This is a genomic window from Variimorphobacter sp. HTMS_6 (genome assembly GCF_059717775.1).
This window is the reverse complement of sequence record NZ_AP046094.1, coordinates 1,488,133-1,507,969: the sequence shown is the minus strand read 5'-3', so window position 1 is coordinate 1,507,969 and position 19,837 is coordinate 1,488,133. Positions and strand designations below refer to the sequence as shown.

The window sequence follows — 19,837 nt, the reverse complement described above, 5'->3', positions numbered from 1 at the left end:
CAGTGTATTTATAATAATATAGGGAAGGATTTCTCTCTCTTTATTTACGCTCCTTCACCAACCAGTCCACAGCCCTAATTAAATTCTCGCATCCATAGTTATATGCTTCATCCGTATCATAACTCCTGTAGAAGCTCTCAATTATCATAATCAGGTATAAATAGATATCATATAGTTTGCAGCGGATTTGCTCACTTCTAGTAAACTCCACCTTCCCATACCCCTTCAGCTTCATTGGTTCCATGGTACGAAAATGTGCTTCCATTAGCGGATCTCCCCATAATGCACGCTCGAAATCAAGGAGTCCGATTACTTTACCTTCTTTTACAAATACATTAGAATCCCATAGATCCCAGTGTATAAATCGTGGCTCATTAACTTCTTCCAAATAGGTATCGTATTCAGCGATTAGTGAACGTAGCATATCATAAGAATAAGTAAGCGTTACTTCTTTCCTTTTTCCATCCTCTATGAGTGCTTCCATCATTTTTAAAAATGTATCTTTCCATGTGGTGCCCCTCAGATCTGTATTCGCTTCATATCCGAAGTAATCCTTCCCATGAATATCATTCATTTTTCTTACATAATGACCAATTTCAAAGTCTATATTTCTCTGTTCCTCTTCAGATAAATCACCTTTCACATTACCATAATTATTACCGGTCAATAACTCCATAAAGAAATAATCCGAATCGCAGATATCTCTTCTGTCGTCATAATAATAAACTTTAGGAACCTTTACATCCGTAAGCTCCCCAACCAGTCTCATCATATTAGCCTCGGTTTTCATGATATTTTTTTCATAGGTCATAATATCAGCAATCACAGGAGGAGCGATTTTTAAAACAGTATCCCTTCCATCCGATAATATAACTTTATAGGCTACATTGAACCATCCTTCCTTCATCTCGGTGACTGCATCTTCCCCTTTTGCTAGTTCACAATCCTGGAAGCTACGTTTGACCATCTCTTCTATCGTGTTCCTGCTCTGTTTATTCTTCGTTAAGCTCTCCATAAATACCCTCCCCATATAAAAATCATGATAATTCGATTCGTTCTGTATCAATAAAGTCAAGTGCAATACGGTTGATTCCTTCTTCAAAATCCAAGTGTAATTCGTCTGATAAGATTAAGTCAGGTAGCATCATCTTTTCAACTTGGGATAAACAACGATTTTCCAGGCGCTCTTTGATATCCCTTTTCACGCCATTTCCGTAAAGTATGATCCTGTTAGGACCATACATACATTGAAATGTCTGTATGGTCTTAATTATGATATCTTGAACCATCTCCGGATCAAAATCAAAAGTTTCCCAGTCAATACCTAATGGTAAATATTTTATCTCACCCACCAATCCATCTCTTCCTTTATAGATATGATTGTCTAAATAGACACCTGCTCCTGGTGGGTATTTTTCCGGAAAATACAATCCTACAATACACTGGTCTTTCCGGGTTCCGTTCTTATGACAATATCCATTTACGGCGGCATTGATATCATTTTCGCAAAATACAGGCATTTGAAATTTATCACTGATGTATCCGGATAAGGATTGATCTCTTAACTTCTCATAATCACAAATTACCAGCCTTTGATTTACATCCTCTCCTGGAATACCAAAGTATATGACTTGAAGATTCGGATATCGATGAACGAAATCTTCAATATAGGTATCAAATGACTCCAAATTAACATCGGACAAAATCTGTTCCTTACGTTCTACCACCTCTCCTCTTAAGTTGATCATACAGTAAAAGGCGATATCTTTTCCCTTATATTCTTGCATATTAATCGTCAAAGCCATGCGGTAATCTGAGTTAAATCGGTAAGACAAAGCAGGACGTCCCCCTTCCGAGCTCACCATCTCATCCGGAATGATTTCTCCATTATTAATTAAAGTTTTAATAAGTGAATTAACAGTAACCACACTAAGACCAGTTGCTTCCGATAATTGTGGCTTCGTTGCAATACCCACTTCCTTTAAAGCCTTACGTATCTTATTCAGATTGATATCCTTAATAATATTACTTTTTTTATCCATTCATTTATCCTCTCACACCCTTTAAAGATAAAAGTTGGTTAACTCGTTCCGTACTCGCAAACATGAACGCCACATATACCAGAACAATAATCGGTAATATCGCTACACTCATATTCGTAGCTAATGCTCCAAATAAAGGTGGCAAAAATGTGCTTCCTGTATAAGCAACAGCCATCTGATAACCGATCAAATTGGCGGAATTCTCACTTCCAAACCGCTTCGGTGTTTCATGAATCAGACCAGGATATATCGGCGCAAGTCCAAGCCCAATTAGAACAAATCCGATCAATGAGAATAGAACTGGTAATGGAAGTAATAATAAAATTCCACCTACCAAAGCGATAATCTGACCGCATCGGATCAATATACGATTACTTACTTTCATCGTTATAAAACCGGTAATTAATCTTCCCGCCGTAATACCGCCATAATAAAGTGAAACCCATCCGGCTGCACGTTCTGCAGAAATATGTCTAGCTCCGACTAAGTAACTGGCTCCCCACAAACCTACCGACATCTCGGTGCCACAATATAATAAAAAGGCTAATAACGTGAATTTTACTCCTTTTATTTTGAATACATTCTGTTTGGTTTTATCATGGAATTGTGAGGATTCGTCTGTTTGAATCGCATCTGTAGATTCTTGATTCATTTTTTCTCGCTCATGGATCTGTGCAACTCGCTTCCAAAGTGGAAGGGTAACAAATAGGATAATCACAAAGGCAAATTGAATGATCGATACTGCCATATAACCTCCTCTCCAAGAATTATGCTTCGTGGTATAGTAGGACATAATAATTGGACCGGTAGTTGCACCTACGCCCCAGAAACAATGTAACCAGTTCATATGATGTGCTTTATAATTTTCAGCTACATAATGATTTAAAGCTGAGTCCACAGAACCTGCGCCTAATCCAAGTGGAATAGCCAAAAGAATAATCCATATAATAGATGGTGCTACGGAAAATCCCATTAATGGAGCTGCAGTAAGAAGACAACTAATTAAGGTCACTTTACCGGTTCCAAATTTCTTTATAATCCTTCCACTTAATAAGCTTGAGATTATTGTACCTCCCGATATCACCATTGTAATAATTCCTGCCGTCCCGAAAGATGTGCCCATGTCTGGCCATATCATCGGCCATGCTGACCCAAGTAACGAATCCGGTAACCCTAAACTAATAAACGCCATATAAATAATGATTAAGAACCCAGTTGCCATAAAAATCTCCTTCATCTTAAATAGTTTAAATTGATTCTTATTGAAATTAAATGATACATTTTAATACTTATAGATAATTATTGAATCTTATTAATAATGATTAATAACTATTAATACCTATTGATGTTATTGATACTGATTGATACCTATTGATACTGATTGATACCTTTGATTCCTATTGATACTGATTGATACCTATTGATGCCTATGGATACTGATTGATACCTTTGATATTAATTGATATTTATTGAAATATAGTGATATTATTTCATAAATTGTGTGGGATGATTTTTAATAATACTTCATATAATTTGTCAATATCCCTTTATTTAACGCGCTTTATAAAGTGCATTTATTAAGTAGTTTTAGTTTACTCCTAATCTTTAATAATGTCAATCCTTTCTAGTATATTCCAGAAGAGTAATCCTATCAGTTATTTCTATTCAAAGGAAAGGGACATCTTTCAGTCACTATTCAACCGAAAAACGTCCCATTAACATTTATTATAAGTATTGCAGCTTGAATAATTACAGTTTATAGGATAACATCACAACTTTGATTTAAGGTCTATCAATTGTAATTCTACCATCCTTATAATCCAATACCATTTTATTACCTTCCAGCTCCATATCATTCAATATTTCTCTAGGAATCTGAATACGACCTGCTCTATCCACAACAACATATTCCTTTTGATGTGTTTTTCTTCCCCAACCATCAATATGAGCTTCTTCAGAGTCTAAATCAATGGCCTCTTTCAGTAAGAGCTCGCTACTGATCTTACCATCACGGATTGCTGCCACTCGTTCAACCTTAGAGGATAGTTCCACGTCATGAGTAACGACAATAAGGGTCAGTCCAAGCTCTCTATTTAATCGTCTGAACACATCAAAGATTACATCTGCGGTAGCACGATCCACTGCACCGGTAGGCTCATCTGCCAAAAGTACCTTTGGCGAATTCGCTAACGCAATCGCGATCGCGATACGCTGCTGCTCACCACCGGAGAGTTGATAAAGTTTATTATCTTTTTTCTTTGATAACCCAACCATATCTAAGAGTTCTAAAGATTTTTCCTTCTTTTCCTTTAAACTATTGAACTGCATCGGCATTTTAATATTTTCCAGTACCGACAGATAAGGAACCAAGTTTCTGGCATTATTTTGCCAAACAAAGCCTACTGTGTTTCTTTTGTAATCTACCAATTCCTTATTCGTCATCGTAAATAGATTCTTACCATCCACGTATAGTTTGCCCGCGCTTGGTCGATCCAGTCCACCAATCATATTAAGAAATGTACTTTTACCACTTCCGCTATTGCCGATTATGGCCATAAACTCTCCAGCTTCTACGTTCAAATCAAGTCCTTGGAGCGCTAGAACCTCTATGTCCTTTGTCTTATATATTTTGACTAAGTTGTCCGACTTAACCATTGCTTCAGCCATATATTTATCCTTTCCTTTGGCGGATATAAAACCCTGCTATCTTTTATTACTTATTTCTTTAACCATACCGTCTTCTAATTGAATTAACATATCGCCAAGGTTCATTAAGCTGATATCATGGGTTGTCATTACGATAGTAATTCCTTCTTTTTCTATCATTTCTTTAAATAACTTGAGAACCTCATGTGCAGTTTGAGTATCCAATTCAGCGGTCGGTTCATCGGCAAATATAATTCTTGGCTTATGAGACACCGCTCTTGCTATTGCTACTCTTTGTTGCTCACCACCGGACATCTCAGCCGGCATATGGGTCATACGATTACCCAGACCGACCATATTCAAAGCTTCTTCTACTCTGTCCTTTCGGTTCTCGTTCATCCCTGCAAGTCTCATCGCTAATTCCACATTCTCATAAGCACTCATCATCGGCACCAGAGATACGGATTGAAATACGAAACCGAATTGCTCGCGCCTGAGCTGCTCTCTCTTGGCCTCCGACATTTCTGTGATATCCTGATCATCGAATTTTACAGTACCACTTTCTGGATAATCCAACGCGCCCAATATATTTAGAAGTGTTGTCTTACCGGAACCGGATCTACCTCTAAGTATAATCAGTCCTTTTTCTTGAATTTGGAAATTAATATCCTTCAGTGCTTGAAATTCATTGGAACGACCCTTATTAAATATTTGATTTACATGTTCGACATTTATTAAAGTCTGATTCATATTTTACCTCATTCTCACTCGTGCATTTCTTAATCTAGGTTACACCGTATTATTATTAATCCTCTCCCAGCTTCAAAGCGTTCGTAATATTTAATTTTGATACAATTCTCATAATTACTGCTAAACTGACCAAAAGCACCATCAAGACTACGATGAATAATCTTATCATATCACTGGATTGTATCATTAATTTTAAAGGAAGCACCTGGTCAGAGGTCGCATATGCCGTCTGCAATAGAGGAACAAATAAAACGGAAGCGAAGTATCCGATACAGCCTCCTGCGATAATCGGAAAAATTCCTGAGAAGATTTGTTCACTAATCAACATCTGATTAATCTCCCGCTTTCTCATACCCATCGCTCTAAGAACACCAAACAATAATTCTCTGGATCTTATCGATAGAATCCAATAAATTAAATATCCGATTACGCATAGTACCAAAATGATGATAAAACTCATAGTTAGGATACCATTCGTCCCTTGAAATAGCGTATCTGTCCTGATACCATCCAAATCTTTGGTCATGTCTGTATAATCTGATATTAAGATTTCATTCTTGGCAACAAAATCATAATATCCCTTCGTATCACCCTTAAAATCCATAAATACATAATACGGTATTACTCCAAGTGTATCCTGTAAGGATGCGATATTCGCAACTATCATATACTGATCATCTTCTTTATAATTACCATCTTCTGTAATAATCGCTTTCTTATCCTTATAAGTTGGCCAATATTTAAAGAAACCACTTATGGTTCCAATATAGGGTTTATCCTTATGATTATATATATCAATTTTATCACCGATATGGTAACCCATCTTATCTTTAAAATTATAGGACACAAGGACGTTATTAGAAGACTTCGCCATCTTATTTAATTGGCTGTAGTAATTTTCACTGTTCAAATTCTTCGGAAGAGAAATCATCGTACCAAATTCCTTCGTTTGAATTCCCATCAATGTCAGATTACCCTTTAGTTCTTCCGCAGTAGTCTTAATATAAGCTCCCTTATCAATTACTACCTTTGTGGTTTTGTTAACTCCCTTAATCGTCGCATATCTGTCATAATCGGGTTCGTAATAGGTAAACGGTCCTGCCATCGAAGAGCCTGATCCGTTATTTTTCCATAACTCTAATGATGAAACGGTCGCACTATCTAGATAGCGTATATTCTTTTCCGCATTTACAACAATCGTTCTGGCAACAACGGAATCGAAGATACCGAGTGATACCATCATAATCATGAACAGCATAATAAACTGTTGCTTCTTACCAACTCTTATTGTTTGAAGGAACGAAGTATAGGATGCTGGTTTCCAATGATTACGGCCGATATAATAAATCAATTTAATTAGTAACGGCTGTATTCTCATGTAAAACATACCGAGTCCCAATACAAAAATGGAACTTCCTAAGTATAATAACGGTTCCGCTCCTTTTCCAGTTGCTACGGATGCAACTATATTAGTGGTATTCTTTGAATAGGTGAAATAACAATATAACGCGATACCGATTAAAATAAAATCTAAGAAAAAGCGTTCCCAAAACGGATTCTTATTCTGATACTTTTGCTGCTTTAATGCAACAATTGAGATATTACTATATCGGAACACAGGTATAATCGTTACCAAAATCGTTAGGAGTGCTGCTGCAAAAGCAGATAAAAATACATCATAGGAATATTGAATATTCAGATTTCTTAAGCTCGAAAACTGTAAAAATTCATTGGTACTGCCAAGAGCCCCGGTAAACAACCGCCCTAATGGAATTCCAATTAATAATCCTAATACAGCAAGTATAGTACTTTGGTAAAAATATAGTGCAATGATCTGCAAGCTACTGGCACCACGGCTTTTCATAACGGAGATTTCACTTTGCTCCATCTTCAACATCTGACCGGATATCATGAATAAAAAGGCACATAGTAATATCAGTAATGGAATCTGTAAGATCCAAAAGGTAGTACGAATTCGATCCATTTTACTATCAAAATTCTTCAATACATCCTGATAATTAGTGGATTTTAAGGTGTTTTTATATTCTCCGCCACTGATATCGTATGTTTTCTTAAGAATATGATCAATATTTTTTATGTTCATGTTCTTATATTCCATTTGAGAATACCAAGTAACATTCATCTTTATTGTTTGAAGACTCTTTGATTCAAACATTTTTTCAAATACTGACGGTTGTATAAAGCACTGAGTGGTATATTTATCTGGTTTCGTTGTAAAGAACATATCGCCTGGATTGGCTTCTTTATATACCCCAACTATTTTAATAATAATCGGTTTGCCATCCGGTGATTTATAGGATGTAAGCTGTAATTCTTCATTTAATAGAACATCCAATGAAACCATCGCTGCTTCACTTATTATTGCTTCAATCTTACCATCCTTGATTTCATTTGAGTACATTTTACCCGATACAATCTTAACATGCTGATCCATATCCGTCATGGATGAAATACTATAAACTTTATTGCTGTTTTCTTCTCTTCCATAGAGAGAATCTGCAAGACTGGTATCAAGTTGTGATAATCGAATAGTATTATGTTTTTTCACATTAAAACTATCCGGAATTTGTTGCATAAAGTCATTCACCTTATTAACATCTGCTATCGATGTATTAACGTCAAAATCTTTTGATGTTACCATTTCAAACGGCCAGGACTGATTCTTTTCAACCTTTGAAGTGAACTCATCAGTCAACATTCGGGAAAGTGCTGCATTCAAATACATAGGATTTGACGTCGCTATTCCGATTAATAAAACAATGCCAATCAATTGACTGATAATCATCCATTTTTTATTAATGATTTTTTGTAATAAATATTGAAACATATCTACGCCATATCCTCTACTTTTCTGTATTTTTCATCAGTTCCATATCTTCGCTTATGCCGGTTATTGCCCAACAACGTTTCTCATCATAACCGCCCGAAATAAATACTTTTCGAACTACATTACCATCTTTGTCCTTATATTTTACATAAGAATTTGTTTCAGTAGCAAAAACATAAGAATTATCAATCATAATTACGTTTTTAGCAATATTCGTTTCTGTTATTGTTGTCATTAAATTATGTTTGATTTTTGTTGAATCGTCCACTTTAATTAACATCGTACTGTTTACTAATTGTCCCGGGAGAGAATACTTCCATGTAGTGATAACAGTACCATCTGTTTTACTCTTACTATCGTCTACTACTTTAACCTTCTGACCATAATTCAACGAGCATTCCTCATCTCCAACCGAAATAAAATATTCGTTGATTTTCGCTGTTCTAGCTATAATTGTTGTTGGCAAAATGACATCTCCCTTTGATAAATGCCCTAGACCAGTTATGATGCAATCTTCTTTTGCAACAATCTTTGATACTTTCGACATCGCTGATATCTTCGAGACATCCTGTTCCAGAATTTGACGTTGTTTATTTAATTCTGATTTTTGATATTCATAGTCAAGCTTTAACAACTTTATCTCTGTATTCTTAATATTCCGATCAATGGATGATTTCAACTTGCTCAATTCGCTGTTCTTTAATTTCAAAGACAACTTATAATTATCCTCTATTCCTGACATTTTCTTTTTCAGTGCATTTAGTTCGAATTTTTTTTCAACCAATGTTACATCATCTGCGGAAGGCACTACATACGCAATTGTCTGTCCTGCTTTTATCCTATTATGTTCCTTTACAGCGAAAGAGTTAAAGACCATATTGGTACCTTCAGAGTCAAAAGTGATTGGCTTGTCATTTAACCATACTTTTTCACTACCTATTTTGTATTCCTTCGCAAAATTACCTTTTTTCACCGCTTTCTTTGAGAAAGTGGCATCTTTATTATTATCCCAGGTATAGACATTATCCCCTTCCTTAACACCATCAAGGATTTCAGTATATACACCATCTGAGATACCGGTTTTGATATTATACCGAACTTTTTTATTGTTCTCAATTTTAAATATGTACTGACCGGATGTATCCTGGTTAATCGATTCATTCGGTATGCAGAGAACTTGTTTATGTTCCTCCTTAACCAGAACGACTGTTGCATATGAACCGATTAATGTATCGTTTGTAGCATTTTCAAATTTATAATTTCCTACCAGCGCATCCCCTGCCGCTGTTATGCTTTTATACTCCGCATCACTATACGGTTCATATTTAATTGGATACTCTTTCCCGTCAATCACCACAAACTTTCTTACATACTGTGACACAATACTAGGTTCAACAAAATCGGTCTGAATTAAAGACTTCGTATTATCCGCAAAAGCGATTACTTTTGCTGCAGTGGAAACGATATCTCCTTGCTTTAATTTCATTAAGCTGGCTATTTGACCATCATATGGTGCTTTTATTTCATAGACCGAATTACTACCGGTCAATTCTGATATCTGATCATTTATATGTTGTTCTTCCAGTCTCTCAGTCTCCTTGGACTGGTTTATTAAAAGCTGTATTTTATCAATTTCAGCCTTCTTAGCCACATAATCCGTATAACTTTTCTTTTTATCAATTAATTGTAATTGGTATTTCAGTATGGAAAGCTGATAATTTTTTGATGAGCTTTCATATTTATATTTATCCTGTAAATCCTTCCGTTGTTTCTTCAAATCCACTAACGCTTTTTCTGTGCCTGTTGTATATGATCTAGCTAATACTTCTCCCTTTTTCACTTTATCACCAATAGATACACAAAACTCTCCAAAGGTGACTGATTTCTTAAAGGATAGATATTTTACCTCTGGGCTAACTCTTGCATTCATAACGTCTGCATTCATTATGTCTCCATAGTTGGCCTTTACATAAGTATCGTGTGCAGCAACCGGTTCAATCAGATCCTTGGCGGTAATTTCTTTTGATGTCTGAATGCTCTTTGAACTAGAACATCCTCCTGAAATAAGTACTAGTGATACAATTAATATGTAAGCTATAATTTGTTTAAAAATTTTAATTTCCATTATTCACCCCACACACTATCCATTGTCAGGATAATTTTCTCGCCCTCATTTAAGCCACTTACGATTTCCGTGGTGTTATTACCCTTAAGTCCGATCGTCACATATTTCATTTGTCGGTTTCCATCGCTATCCAGCACATAGACATAATATTTATCTTTTGCCTTATGAATCGTCTTGCTGTCGACATATAATACATTTTCCTTATGTCCCATAATTGCATAGATATAACCATTGTCTCCAACTTTAGGATTGAAACTTTGTTTATCTAAGCGAAACATCATTACATTCTTCCACTTGGACACCTCAGTCGGTTTTATTTGATATATTTTATCTTTATCAGACGTTTTTACATGCAAATCTATCTTCTGTTTATCCTTAAAGTATTTCATATACTTTGTATCTTTGACCTCATATACACAGCTTGTATTATCTACTACTGTAATAACCTGATCTTCCGGATTAGAATAGGTACCTACCAGGTTAGCCTTTATAAAGGACACCGTTCCGGTTATACCGGAAAAGATCTTGCTCTGCGCTATTGTCTTGTTGTATGACTTTAATTTGAGTTTCTCAATCTCAATAGCATTCTTACCATCCTCAATCGTCTGATTGTAAGTTGCATTGATCTCATTCACTTTATTATCATAAGTGCTCTTATCCTGACTTGATTTTGGAGAAGCATTATAAATTTTCTTTGCATCCTTTAAATCCAATTCTTTTTGCTGTTTTGTCTGACTAATCATTAAGGTATTCTTCTTAATAATATAATTACTGTCCTTAATCTTGGCATCTGCATTATCATTGTCAAGTTCTGCTAAGACTTGTCCCTTTTGTACTTGTTCCCCTTCGTTAACACAGATATTTTGAATCATTCTGTCCTTTACCGCAAAGGCATAATTTTCACTCCTAGACTGGACATAGGTACACATAATTTCTTGAGATAATTTCACTTCACCTCGTTGAACATAAGAATAGTTGTATACGTCCTTTCTCTCATGCTGTAAGAATATGGTTTTCTCATCATCGTCAACCTTCTTACAAGAGCATAATAAAATACTTAGAAACACTCCTAATAATATAAATTTTGCTTTTCTTGACTTTAACCCCTTAAAGTCGTTATGTAAGAAACTTTTCATCACACCACCGTCATAATCCTATCTTAATAATTTGCTAAATAACTACACGATTTGCCAATTGAATTATAACATATTATTCGCTTTAATCAATTAAATCACAAAAAAAGAGCACATATCGAAACATTTTAAGCAATAATTACTAACTCAATTTGTTTAATATGCGCTATTCTTTGTAAAATATATAAAATAAATTGTCGATTTTTAAGTTAATCAAAGTCAAAACTTTTATAATCATTTTTTGTAAAACGATGATAAATTGCATGCCCATGCTCAAATTTTATGCAGTATCGATAACCATCCGGAACAGAATCTTCAAAATAAATCAAGTAATCAAATTCACCATGCGTGGTGTTTTCAAATACTACCTTTTCACTATAATGGTGAAATAAATCAAGAATTTCTTCAAGTGTACAACCATGTTGGTTTATTTTATTGATAAAATCCACTAAAAACAAGTTCTCTTCCACCTCTTCATGTACATAGGTTACTCCGTAAGCAGGGATAATGAAGCAATATCTGCTGCCTTGATGGGAATGAGACACATCTCCAAGACGTTCCTTAACCGATTGACAAAATCGATCCAAAACATCATTCAATGTAGTTATGTCGTAATTTTCTCCTAGTAATTTTTGAACGGACTCCATCGGATAATATAAACGTATGGTTTCACTTCGATATCCCAATTTTATCTGTTCTTCCTTTATTACATCAATAATATTATGTTCTAGCTCTTTAAAATCCGGTATCTTCCGATCTGCCATTCTATTTTCTCCAATCACTATTATAGAAATGTATATTGCATGTCAATATTTATTAATCACTTAAGAAGCTTGAAATGATCACATTAAACCCATATAAAATAACGTCCAACCTTGCCCTTATAATCCAAATACTCTTTTCCAAATGTCTTCTCTAAAAATCGTTCTTCTTCTAATATCTGATGATGCATTAATATTATAGTAACGATTGATAAAATAATCAAGATTGCATTTCCAAAGCTTAAGCATATTCCGATATAGGTCAGATCGAAACCCAAAAAGGCTGGATTACGACTAATTCGATATATTCCCGAACTTACCATCTCCGTTTTATCTTCATCCGGTATACCGGCTCTCCAATTATCTCTCATTGTGGTCATAGCAATAATAAATGAGATAATTCCAAGCGCGAATAATAGTAATCCTATGCTACGAAAACTTATATTCTTAGTAAGATTGGTATTGATCAGCGCACTGATTAACATTACGGGTACAATTATTATACTAAATATTCTAAGTAAACTTTCGACCCGAATAGTCTTTTTGCTTTTGTTTCCGATTCCTAATTGAGTTGTCTGTATTCCTCTTTTTCTTTGATCAAAAAGTTTTAAAAAGTATGCAGAATAAAATATTATCACTTCTATAATTCCAATTAACTGTATCATAAAATCCTCCCATACTAATTACAATTGAATAGTTGTTCAACTGTAATTAGTATAGTATGAATTTTAGCCATAGTCAAGAGATAATTATGATTTCACAACGTCGTTACATTATCCACTAATCATTCAAATTTATACTTGAATTATTTTTTTCTTTCAATAATAATCGTATAATTGGCAACAGAGCCGTTTTCCGCTTTAATGGAAACTACTATCTTATTCTGCCCAACATTCAGTGTTTTTGTTCCTGTTCCGCTTAACGTAGCATCTGAGCTTACCGCAGTTGCACCAATCACTACCTTAGTAATCTTATTAGTTACAGCGACACTATAGGTTTTGGTTGTTTGACTAAAGGATGGTGTAAGGCTCAAAGAAGCTCCGTCCGTCTTCTTAACCGTAAGAGTTTTAATTCTATTATTTGGATTTTTGATCGGAGCAGGTATTGGAACCGGCTTTGATGGCATATTCAGATATACTGGTATCGAGAATACGATTGGAGTATTTAGCAAACTGTTATATGCACTTTTTACTTTCTTTGCTTCTGCATATGGAGCTTCTACATTGCTCATATACTGATGGCTGTATCTTGAAACATCAGTTACATTGAACTTCTGAAGATATACCGTATCCTGTCCTCTGTTGATATAACGGCTACCGATCCAGAAAGCACCGCCAGCAATTGCACCGAAACGGTCATTCCAAGCCAGCATATATTGTGTATTATTAACGGTAATAGACGAGTTCTTTGCAAAGGATAATCCATTTGCAATAGCTCCTCCATAGGAACTGTTTGTGGCACCGATATTATAGAAATTATAATATCCGGAATAACCTGAATATGTACCAGTGGCGCTTCCACTAAAGCTTGTTGTGCTGCTTAACACTTCCTGTTTTGATCTGGAAGCTAAGTGATACGGGCTTACACCGGAATATAATGCAGCTTTTAAAAATGTTTCGGCATAGCTATAGTCCTTTTTTACACCATAGTTGTTAGTGAAACTGTATTTTTTATCAAAGGCAGTATTATTCAATATATTTTCCACACCATTGATATCTTGATATGCACTCTGATACTTTAATAATTCAAATTGAAAGATACCATTCGTAGTAATAAAATTACGCGGATCCATATAATATCCAAGGGCTGCCTTGGATGTGGTGACCCAATATGATCCGTCATATACAGTGAACTTATCCGTGCTCCAGTTATATGCACTTCCTTGCATGGATAACCATTCTAATCCCTTATAATTAGGAATCAGATTGACACCGGTCTTATTTTCCGCAGTAATCACTGTATTCCAGTCAAGTCCCGTATGGTAAGCCTTAAATACCCATTGTGGATACTGGTTATGGAGTAATCTCAAATATACTTTATAGCTTTCCGGGAACTTCTCCTTTGTTAATGACTGTTCAAATTGTGTATTATTTAACGGAGCCTTTGTGGGCGTGACTGAACCAGTTGAAGGCTTCGGCGTCGGAACCGGTGAATTTTTTGACGGAATATATATCACCGACGGCATTATATATCCGGTTTTCTTTGCTCCGTTATAGGTGAATTCTATTTTATAATATCGTACATAATTTAATATTACTGATTCGGTTACCTTTACAGCCTGAGCACTTTTTAATTTGATATGCTTATCATTGTTATCTTTAAGAAAGCTTAATGTTTTGGACGACGAATTATAACTAAAAACATTGAATACAAAATCCGTATTGCATACATAACCGGTAGTTGGTGTTGTAATGCTGTCATAAACTTTTAAATTATTTACTTCAAAAGCAGTACCTTCCTTTGGAATACCTATTGTCCCACCGTTGGCCGGCGGATTATTATTCGAAGGTTTTGAGGTTGGCTTTGGTGTTGGCTTTTTCGTAGGCTTTGGTGTTGGCTTTTTCGTTGGCTTTGGTGTTGGTTTCTTAGTTGGAATTGGTGTCGGTTTCTTGGTCGGTTTTGGTGTTGGTTTTTTTGTAGGGGTTGGGGTTATAACCGATTTAAATAAAAACTTAGCCGCCTGTAAGTAACCGACATAGCTTGTACCACTCACCTTAAAGGTAATCTGGTACCACTTATTCGACCCTATAACGGTTTCATTTTTTACCGTAATACTAGTACCTTTGTTTAAAGAAATCGCCTTCTTACTTTTATTTTTAACATAAGACGTGCTTCCGGCTTTTGTACTTACATTAACTTTCGATGTCAACACCTGCGCGTTCAGCGCTTTGGTATATGAAAGTTTGACATAATATGCAGATACGTAGCCGTTTAGTGTCTTATTATTCTTTTTCGCAGTTATTTTATACCATTTTGTATTTCCGACCGTGGTATCCCCTTTTACTGTTACGGAATTGTTTTTCACTAATGTTCCGATTTTTGAATATTTTGTACCCGCGCCACTTCTAATTATAAGCGAGGAAGCTGTAACCTTCCCACTGACAGATAAACCCGCTGTACCGGATGGTTTCGGTGTTGGTTTCGGTGTTGGTTTTTTCGTAGGCGTAGGCTTCGCAGTCGTTGTTTTAATATAGTTTTTATGTACATACCCTTTTACTGATTTTCCGCTAAATTTCAAGGATACATAATAAAAACTTCCCTTCGAACTAAGAATAGAAACTTTTGCCCCCTTTTTCAAATACACATTATTGCCATTAACTTTTACATGGCTGGATGATGTTGAAGGCCCGCTTCTAACATAAAGTGAGCTAGCTGTTACTGTTCCTGTCGTTGTGGCATATACTTTATCCGTATAATTAAATAATAGATTTTGAACGACAAGCGAAAGGATAAGCAAGGCTGCTACATACTTCTTTTTGAATTTAAAACTCATGATTTCTCCTTTTCAAACCGGTCAACGTGATACTAAAGCAAAATAAGCAATAATTCAGGGAAAATCTCGCTTCCGTTGATTTTACCTCATCATTGCTTATATCCAAATTCCCATGACACATCTCGTCATTTTGCGCTCTATTTATATAATATACCAAATGTTAGCAGTTTTCAACATATCATTATGACTAATTTTACCTTTATACAAAAGATGCTGTTACAAAATAAATAATCCGAAAGAAAATAGTAATATCATCATAATTCATTGCCTCACAAACACTATGAAGTCAATATATCATATTTTCATAATTGAATTATTATTTCGTAACAGCACCTATCACATTTATTTAAGCCAACTTCTAATTATATTTATGCCTCAGCTCTCAACTGCGCGCTTCCTTCCTTCTCATCCACATTGCCCATAGCGTTCCTGCGATACAGATGGAGGAATAACATCCGATCACTATACCAAATAGCATCGGCAGGGAGAATTCTATAATGGAATCAATCTGATAGATGGAGGATGCAATTAGAATGATGAGAATACAGATTGCAGTCATTAATACGGTATTGATGGATCTACCAAGCGTTTGGGATAAACTATCATTTACCAGTTCAACAACGGATAAGGAGGAATTCTCCTTCCTATTCTCTCGTATTCGATCATAGATTACAATCGTATCGTTAATTGAGTAACCGATAATTGTCAGCACAACTGCCACAAATGCATCATTTAGCGGAATACCAAATACTACGAACACAAAGAACACCACCCCAAAATCATGGATCAGTGAAACAACAGCCATAACCCCTGCCGAGAAACCGGATAAAACTGTAAATCGTACCGCTATATACAATCCGATTGCGATAAATGAGAACAAAATCGCCAGTCCAGCATTCTTTAATGCCTTTGCACCGATATATGGCTCCACCGCATATGTCTGGGAAAGTTTTGCATGAAGATTCGGCGAAGTGCTGTTGATTGCATTCGTGATCGCCTTTTGATCCTCCGGCGATAATCCACCTTTACCGGCAAGTGTGACGGAGAGTTTTTCTGTGCCGGTTATATTATCCTTCGTAACCTGCACGGTTACCGGTCTTGCGGTCTGTTTCATAATTGCTTTTTGAATTTGATCCGTATCCACATCGTTTGATACCGTATAACTCAGTACTGCTCCACCTGTAAATTGGGTATCTAACTTTACTCCTCTGCCAAAGACCCCCACAATTCCGATCAAAAATATCACACCCGATACAATGGCATAGATGAATTTCTTTTGATAGAACGGTTTTGCTTTTTTGTAAATCTTCTTACGGAAATATCTCTCTTTATTCCATCTTTTATTGTCAATAAAGCTTAATAAAAGATATCTTGACACAGTAACACCGGTAAATAAATTTATAAACATACCGATTAATAAGGTATATCCAAAGCTTAGCATAGAACCGGATCCAAATATCATTAGGATAACCGCTACTATCGCTGTTGTAATATTACCATCTAATACAGATGTGAATGCATGTTTATAACCCGATTTTACCGCATCTAAGATCGATCTGCCATTCATCAATTCTTCCGATATTCGCTCCGATATGATAATATTGGCATCAACCGACATGCCCAGTGTTAATATAATACCTGCAATGCCCGGAAGCGTGAGCGTGAACTGCGGCACCGATATTGCCAGTAGCTGCAGCAGCATCTGCATAACCAGAGTTATACATGAAATCACACCGGGTAGTTTGTAATATATCATCATAAACGCACACACCACAAAGAAAGCAATCACTCCTGCTGCCACCATAACCCCTAATGCATTACTTCCAAGCGTGGGACTGATCGTCTGAAAATTTGTCGTTTTTAATGAAAAAGGCAGGGAACCGGCATTAATCTTTTCAGCAAGCTGTTTCGCCTCTTTCATACTGTCCAGATTCGTTATCACCGCCTGACCGCCTGATATCTGGCTCTGTACAGTAGGACTGGAGATCAAGGTTTGATCCATATAAATTCTTAATTGCTTTCCGACAAGCTCTCCGGTTGCTTTCTGAAACAGTTTTGCTCCCTCGGCATTAAATTCTAATGCTACCTGATAATCATTTGTTGCACCGGAATTGCCCACTTTTGGGGTAGCGTTTTTAATGTATTTTCCTTCTACTAATACCTTCCCGTCCGGTGCCCGAAAGGTAAGTTGCGCCATCTGTCCTAATTCCTTAATCGCGTCCTCCGGGTTAAAGTTAGTTTCACCAGATTTCCAGGGGAATTGTACAATTACATAACCACCGTTCTTGTCAACTGTCACTTCACGATCTGTAATATTTTGTGCATCCAGTCTACTCTCAATGATTTCACGGGCAGAATCCAATTCCTTTTCCGTAGGTAGTCGCTTCAGATTCTGTGGTTCAAAAATCGCCTCCACTCCACCTCTGATATCGATACCGTAACGCATGTCAAACACACTCTTGATGTTATTTCCCAAACCGAATCCCGCAATATAGATAACCGCGGCAATCACAAGAAATATGACAGCAAGCATTTTTTTACCTGGCTTCATAAATAATCCTCTTTTCTATTCAGTTTATTATGCCGTTAAAATGCTTAAGCTGTCTCCTTTCTTACCGTCCGATTTGTGAATATATGTTATAAGATACATTTTATTTTCTAATATATATTGCAGCAATATTATTAAGATCATTCCTACGATAACAGGAACAATAGATAACATCAAAAACGCAATAAAACCTTTGATTACATTTGCTTTTGAGGGAAGGTCTTCCTTTACATCAGAGGTTATACTGGCTTTTATCTCATCCGTTATAATACCCGGTCTTGCATGAAAGGAATCCATCTGTTTATCAAATTCAAAGGTTGATAGCGTATGAACAGAATGTGGGTATGAAAAGCCGGAATCTGTATCCTGATATAGGTTACACATTCCTGATACGATTACCGTTATCGTTATAAGCAGTATCATAATCCGTTGATTTAATCTGATTGATGTCATATACGATTCCCTCGTTGTAATAATGAATAAAGAGTATTATATCATACTATTCTCAAACTGCAACTAGTACTTATTCTGAAAATCCTTCCATGATAAATAACATCCGATTGTTTCAGCAGAACCGATTGCATCCAAAATCGCATGTTCCACTGCCTTACAAGCCAGTATTCCAACCGCATCCAGAGTGGATTCCACTTCACAGCTACTCATTGCAAATATCGTATCGCCGTCAAAAATAGTATGAGCCGGCCTAACACATCTTGCTATACCGTTTTGTGCAACTGCTGCCAGTTTCGTCATCTGTGATTTGTTTAGCTTTGCATTGGTGATGATGGTTCCAATCATTGTATTTCCACTGAATAAATCCGCTTTTTTCTGGTAACGTTCCAAAATTGCTCTTTCACTTCCATATAAGCTCTTACCATCCACGGAGCGCATCCCGGCAATGATTCTACTTTCATTTGGATCATAGATATCTCCAACACAATTCACTGCGATGACCGCACCCACACATAGATCTTGATAACGAAAGGCGAAGCTACCTATCCCGCCCTTCATAGCACGTTCAATGCCACAGGTGGTTCCGATCGTAGCACCCGTACCTGCTCCGTAATTACCACTTTTCCATTCAGAGTTCGTAAAGGCATCGACACATGACTCATAACCCATCTTTGCATCCGGTCGTACCTTGTAATCACCACACTTTAAATCAAATAAAATCGCTCCGCATACATTTGGAACAACCGTCATCCCCACATCCCGTCCGATTCTATGTTCCTCTAAATATTGCATCACACCTCCGGCAGCATCCAGTCCATAAGAACTTCCACCCGCTATAGTTATCGCATGTACCTTTTCTCTGTTGTTGATCGGATTAAGCGCATCCGTATCGCGGGTTCCCGGAGAACCGCCACGCACATCCACCCCACATACCGCTCCTTTTTCATTGATAATAACCGTACATCCAGTTGCAGCCAGTGTATTTTGCGCTTGGCCAATTTTAAATCCTTCTATATCATTTATATTAATTCTGTTCAT

14 protein-coding genes are annotated in these 19,837 nt (G+C 36.3%); all 14 read right to left on the bottom strand.

From position 1 onward, the window contains the following. Positions 1–40: 40 nt before the first annotated feature. The 14 genes from AC6IWN_RS06745 to AC6IWN_RS06680 all read right to left on the bottom strand — a co-directional run bounded on the left by AC6IWN_RS06745 (position 41) and on the right by AC6IWN_RS06680 (position 19,837). Positions 41–1,015 carry a phosphotransferase family protein gene (locus tag AC6IWN_RS06745; RefSeq protein ID WP_497991605.1) on the bottom strand — a complete coding sequence of 325 codons (975 nt, stop codon included), beginning with the start codon at positions 1,013–1,015 and terminating at the stop codon, positions 41–43. A gap of 22 nt (positions 1,016–1,037) precedes the next feature. Then, the gene (locus AC6IWN_RS06740) at positions 1,038–2,042 is read right to left on the bottom strand and encodes an ROK family protein (protein ID WP_497991604.1); all 1,005 of its coding nucleotides are present in this window, start codon (positions 2,040–2,042) and stop codon (positions 1,038–1,040) included. 4 nt (positions 2,043–2,046) lie between these two features. Beyond that, positions 2,047–3,264: an MFS transporter gene (locus tag AC6IWN_RS06735; RefSeq protein WP_497991603.1), complete on the bottom strand. Its 1,218-nt coding sequence runs from the start codon at positions 3,262–3,264 to the stop codon at positions 2,047–2,049. Between the two features lie 560 nt (positions 3,265–3,824). Next, positions 3,825–4,709 (bottom strand): ABC transporter ATP-binding protein, encoded by an 885-nt coding sequence (locus tag AC6IWN_RS06730; protein ID WP_497991602.1) that lies wholly within the window; start codon positions 4,707–4,709, stop codon positions 3,825–3,827. 36 nt (positions 4,710–4,745) lie between these two features. Beyond that, on the bottom strand, positions 4,746–5,438 hold the full coding sequence (locus AC6IWN_RS06725; protein WP_497991601.1) for an ABC transporter ATP-binding protein: 693 nt from the start codon (positions 5,436–5,438) through the stop codon (positions 4,746–4,748). A 55-nt stretch (positions 5,439–5,493) separates the two neighbouring features. After that, positions 5,494–8,286: an ABC transporter permease gene (locus tag AC6IWN_RS06720; protein ID WP_497991600.1), complete on the bottom strand. Its 2,793-nt coding sequence runs from the start codon at positions 8,284–8,286 to the stop codon at positions 5,494–5,496. Positions 8,287–8,302: 16 nt separating this feature from the next. Further along, a complete protein-coding gene (locus tag AC6IWN_RS06715; protein ID WP_497991599.1) occupies positions 8,303–10,411 on the bottom strand; it encodes a hypothetical protein in 2,109 nt (702 codons plus the stop codon). Beyond that, a complete protein-coding gene (locus AC6IWN_RS06710) occupies positions 10,411–11,547 on the bottom strand; it encodes an efflux RND transporter periplasmic adaptor subunit (RefSeq protein WP_497991598.1) in 1,137 nt (378 codons plus the stop codon). Before AC6IWN_RS06710 ends, AC6IWN_RS06715 begins: the two co-directional genes overlap by 1 nt. 206 nt (positions 11,548–11,753) lie before the next feature. Continuing rightward, positions 11,754–12,308, bottom strand: coding sequence for a DUF3877 family protein (locus AC6IWN_RS06705; protein WP_497991597.1), 555 nt, complete (start codon positions 12,306–12,308; stop codon positions 11,754–11,756). 83 nt (positions 12,309–12,391) lie between these two features. After that, positions 12,392–12,970, bottom strand: coding sequence for a methyltransferase family protein (locus AC6IWN_RS06700; protein WP_497991596.1), 579 nt, complete (start codon positions 12,968–12,970; stop codon positions 12,392–12,394). Positions 12,971–13,110: 140 nt separating this feature from the next. Continuing rightward, positions 13,111–15,798, bottom strand: a complete 2,688-nt coding sequence (locus AC6IWN_RS06695; RefSeq protein ID WP_497991595.1) for an SH3 domain-containing protein — start codon at positions 15,796–15,798, stop codon at positions 13,111–13,113. 382 nt (positions 15,799–16,180) lie between these two features. After that, positions 16,181–18,349: a protein translocase subunit SecD gene (gene secD, locus AC6IWN_RS06690; RefSeq protein WP_497991594.1), complete on the bottom strand. Its 2,169-nt coding sequence runs from the start codon at positions 18,347–18,349 to the stop codon at positions 16,181–16,183. A gap of 27 nt (positions 18,350–18,376) precedes the next feature. Then, a complete protein-coding gene (locus AC6IWN_RS06685; protein WP_497991593.1) occupies positions 18,377–18,799 on the bottom strand; it encodes a hypothetical protein in 423 nt (140 codons plus the stop codon). Positions 18,800–18,862: 63 nt separating this feature from the next. Continuing rightward, on the bottom strand, positions 18,863–19,837 hold the full coding sequence (locus AC6IWN_RS06680) for a P1 family peptidase (RefSeq protein ID WP_497991592.1): 975 nt from the start codon (positions 19,835–19,837) through the stop codon (positions 18,863–18,865).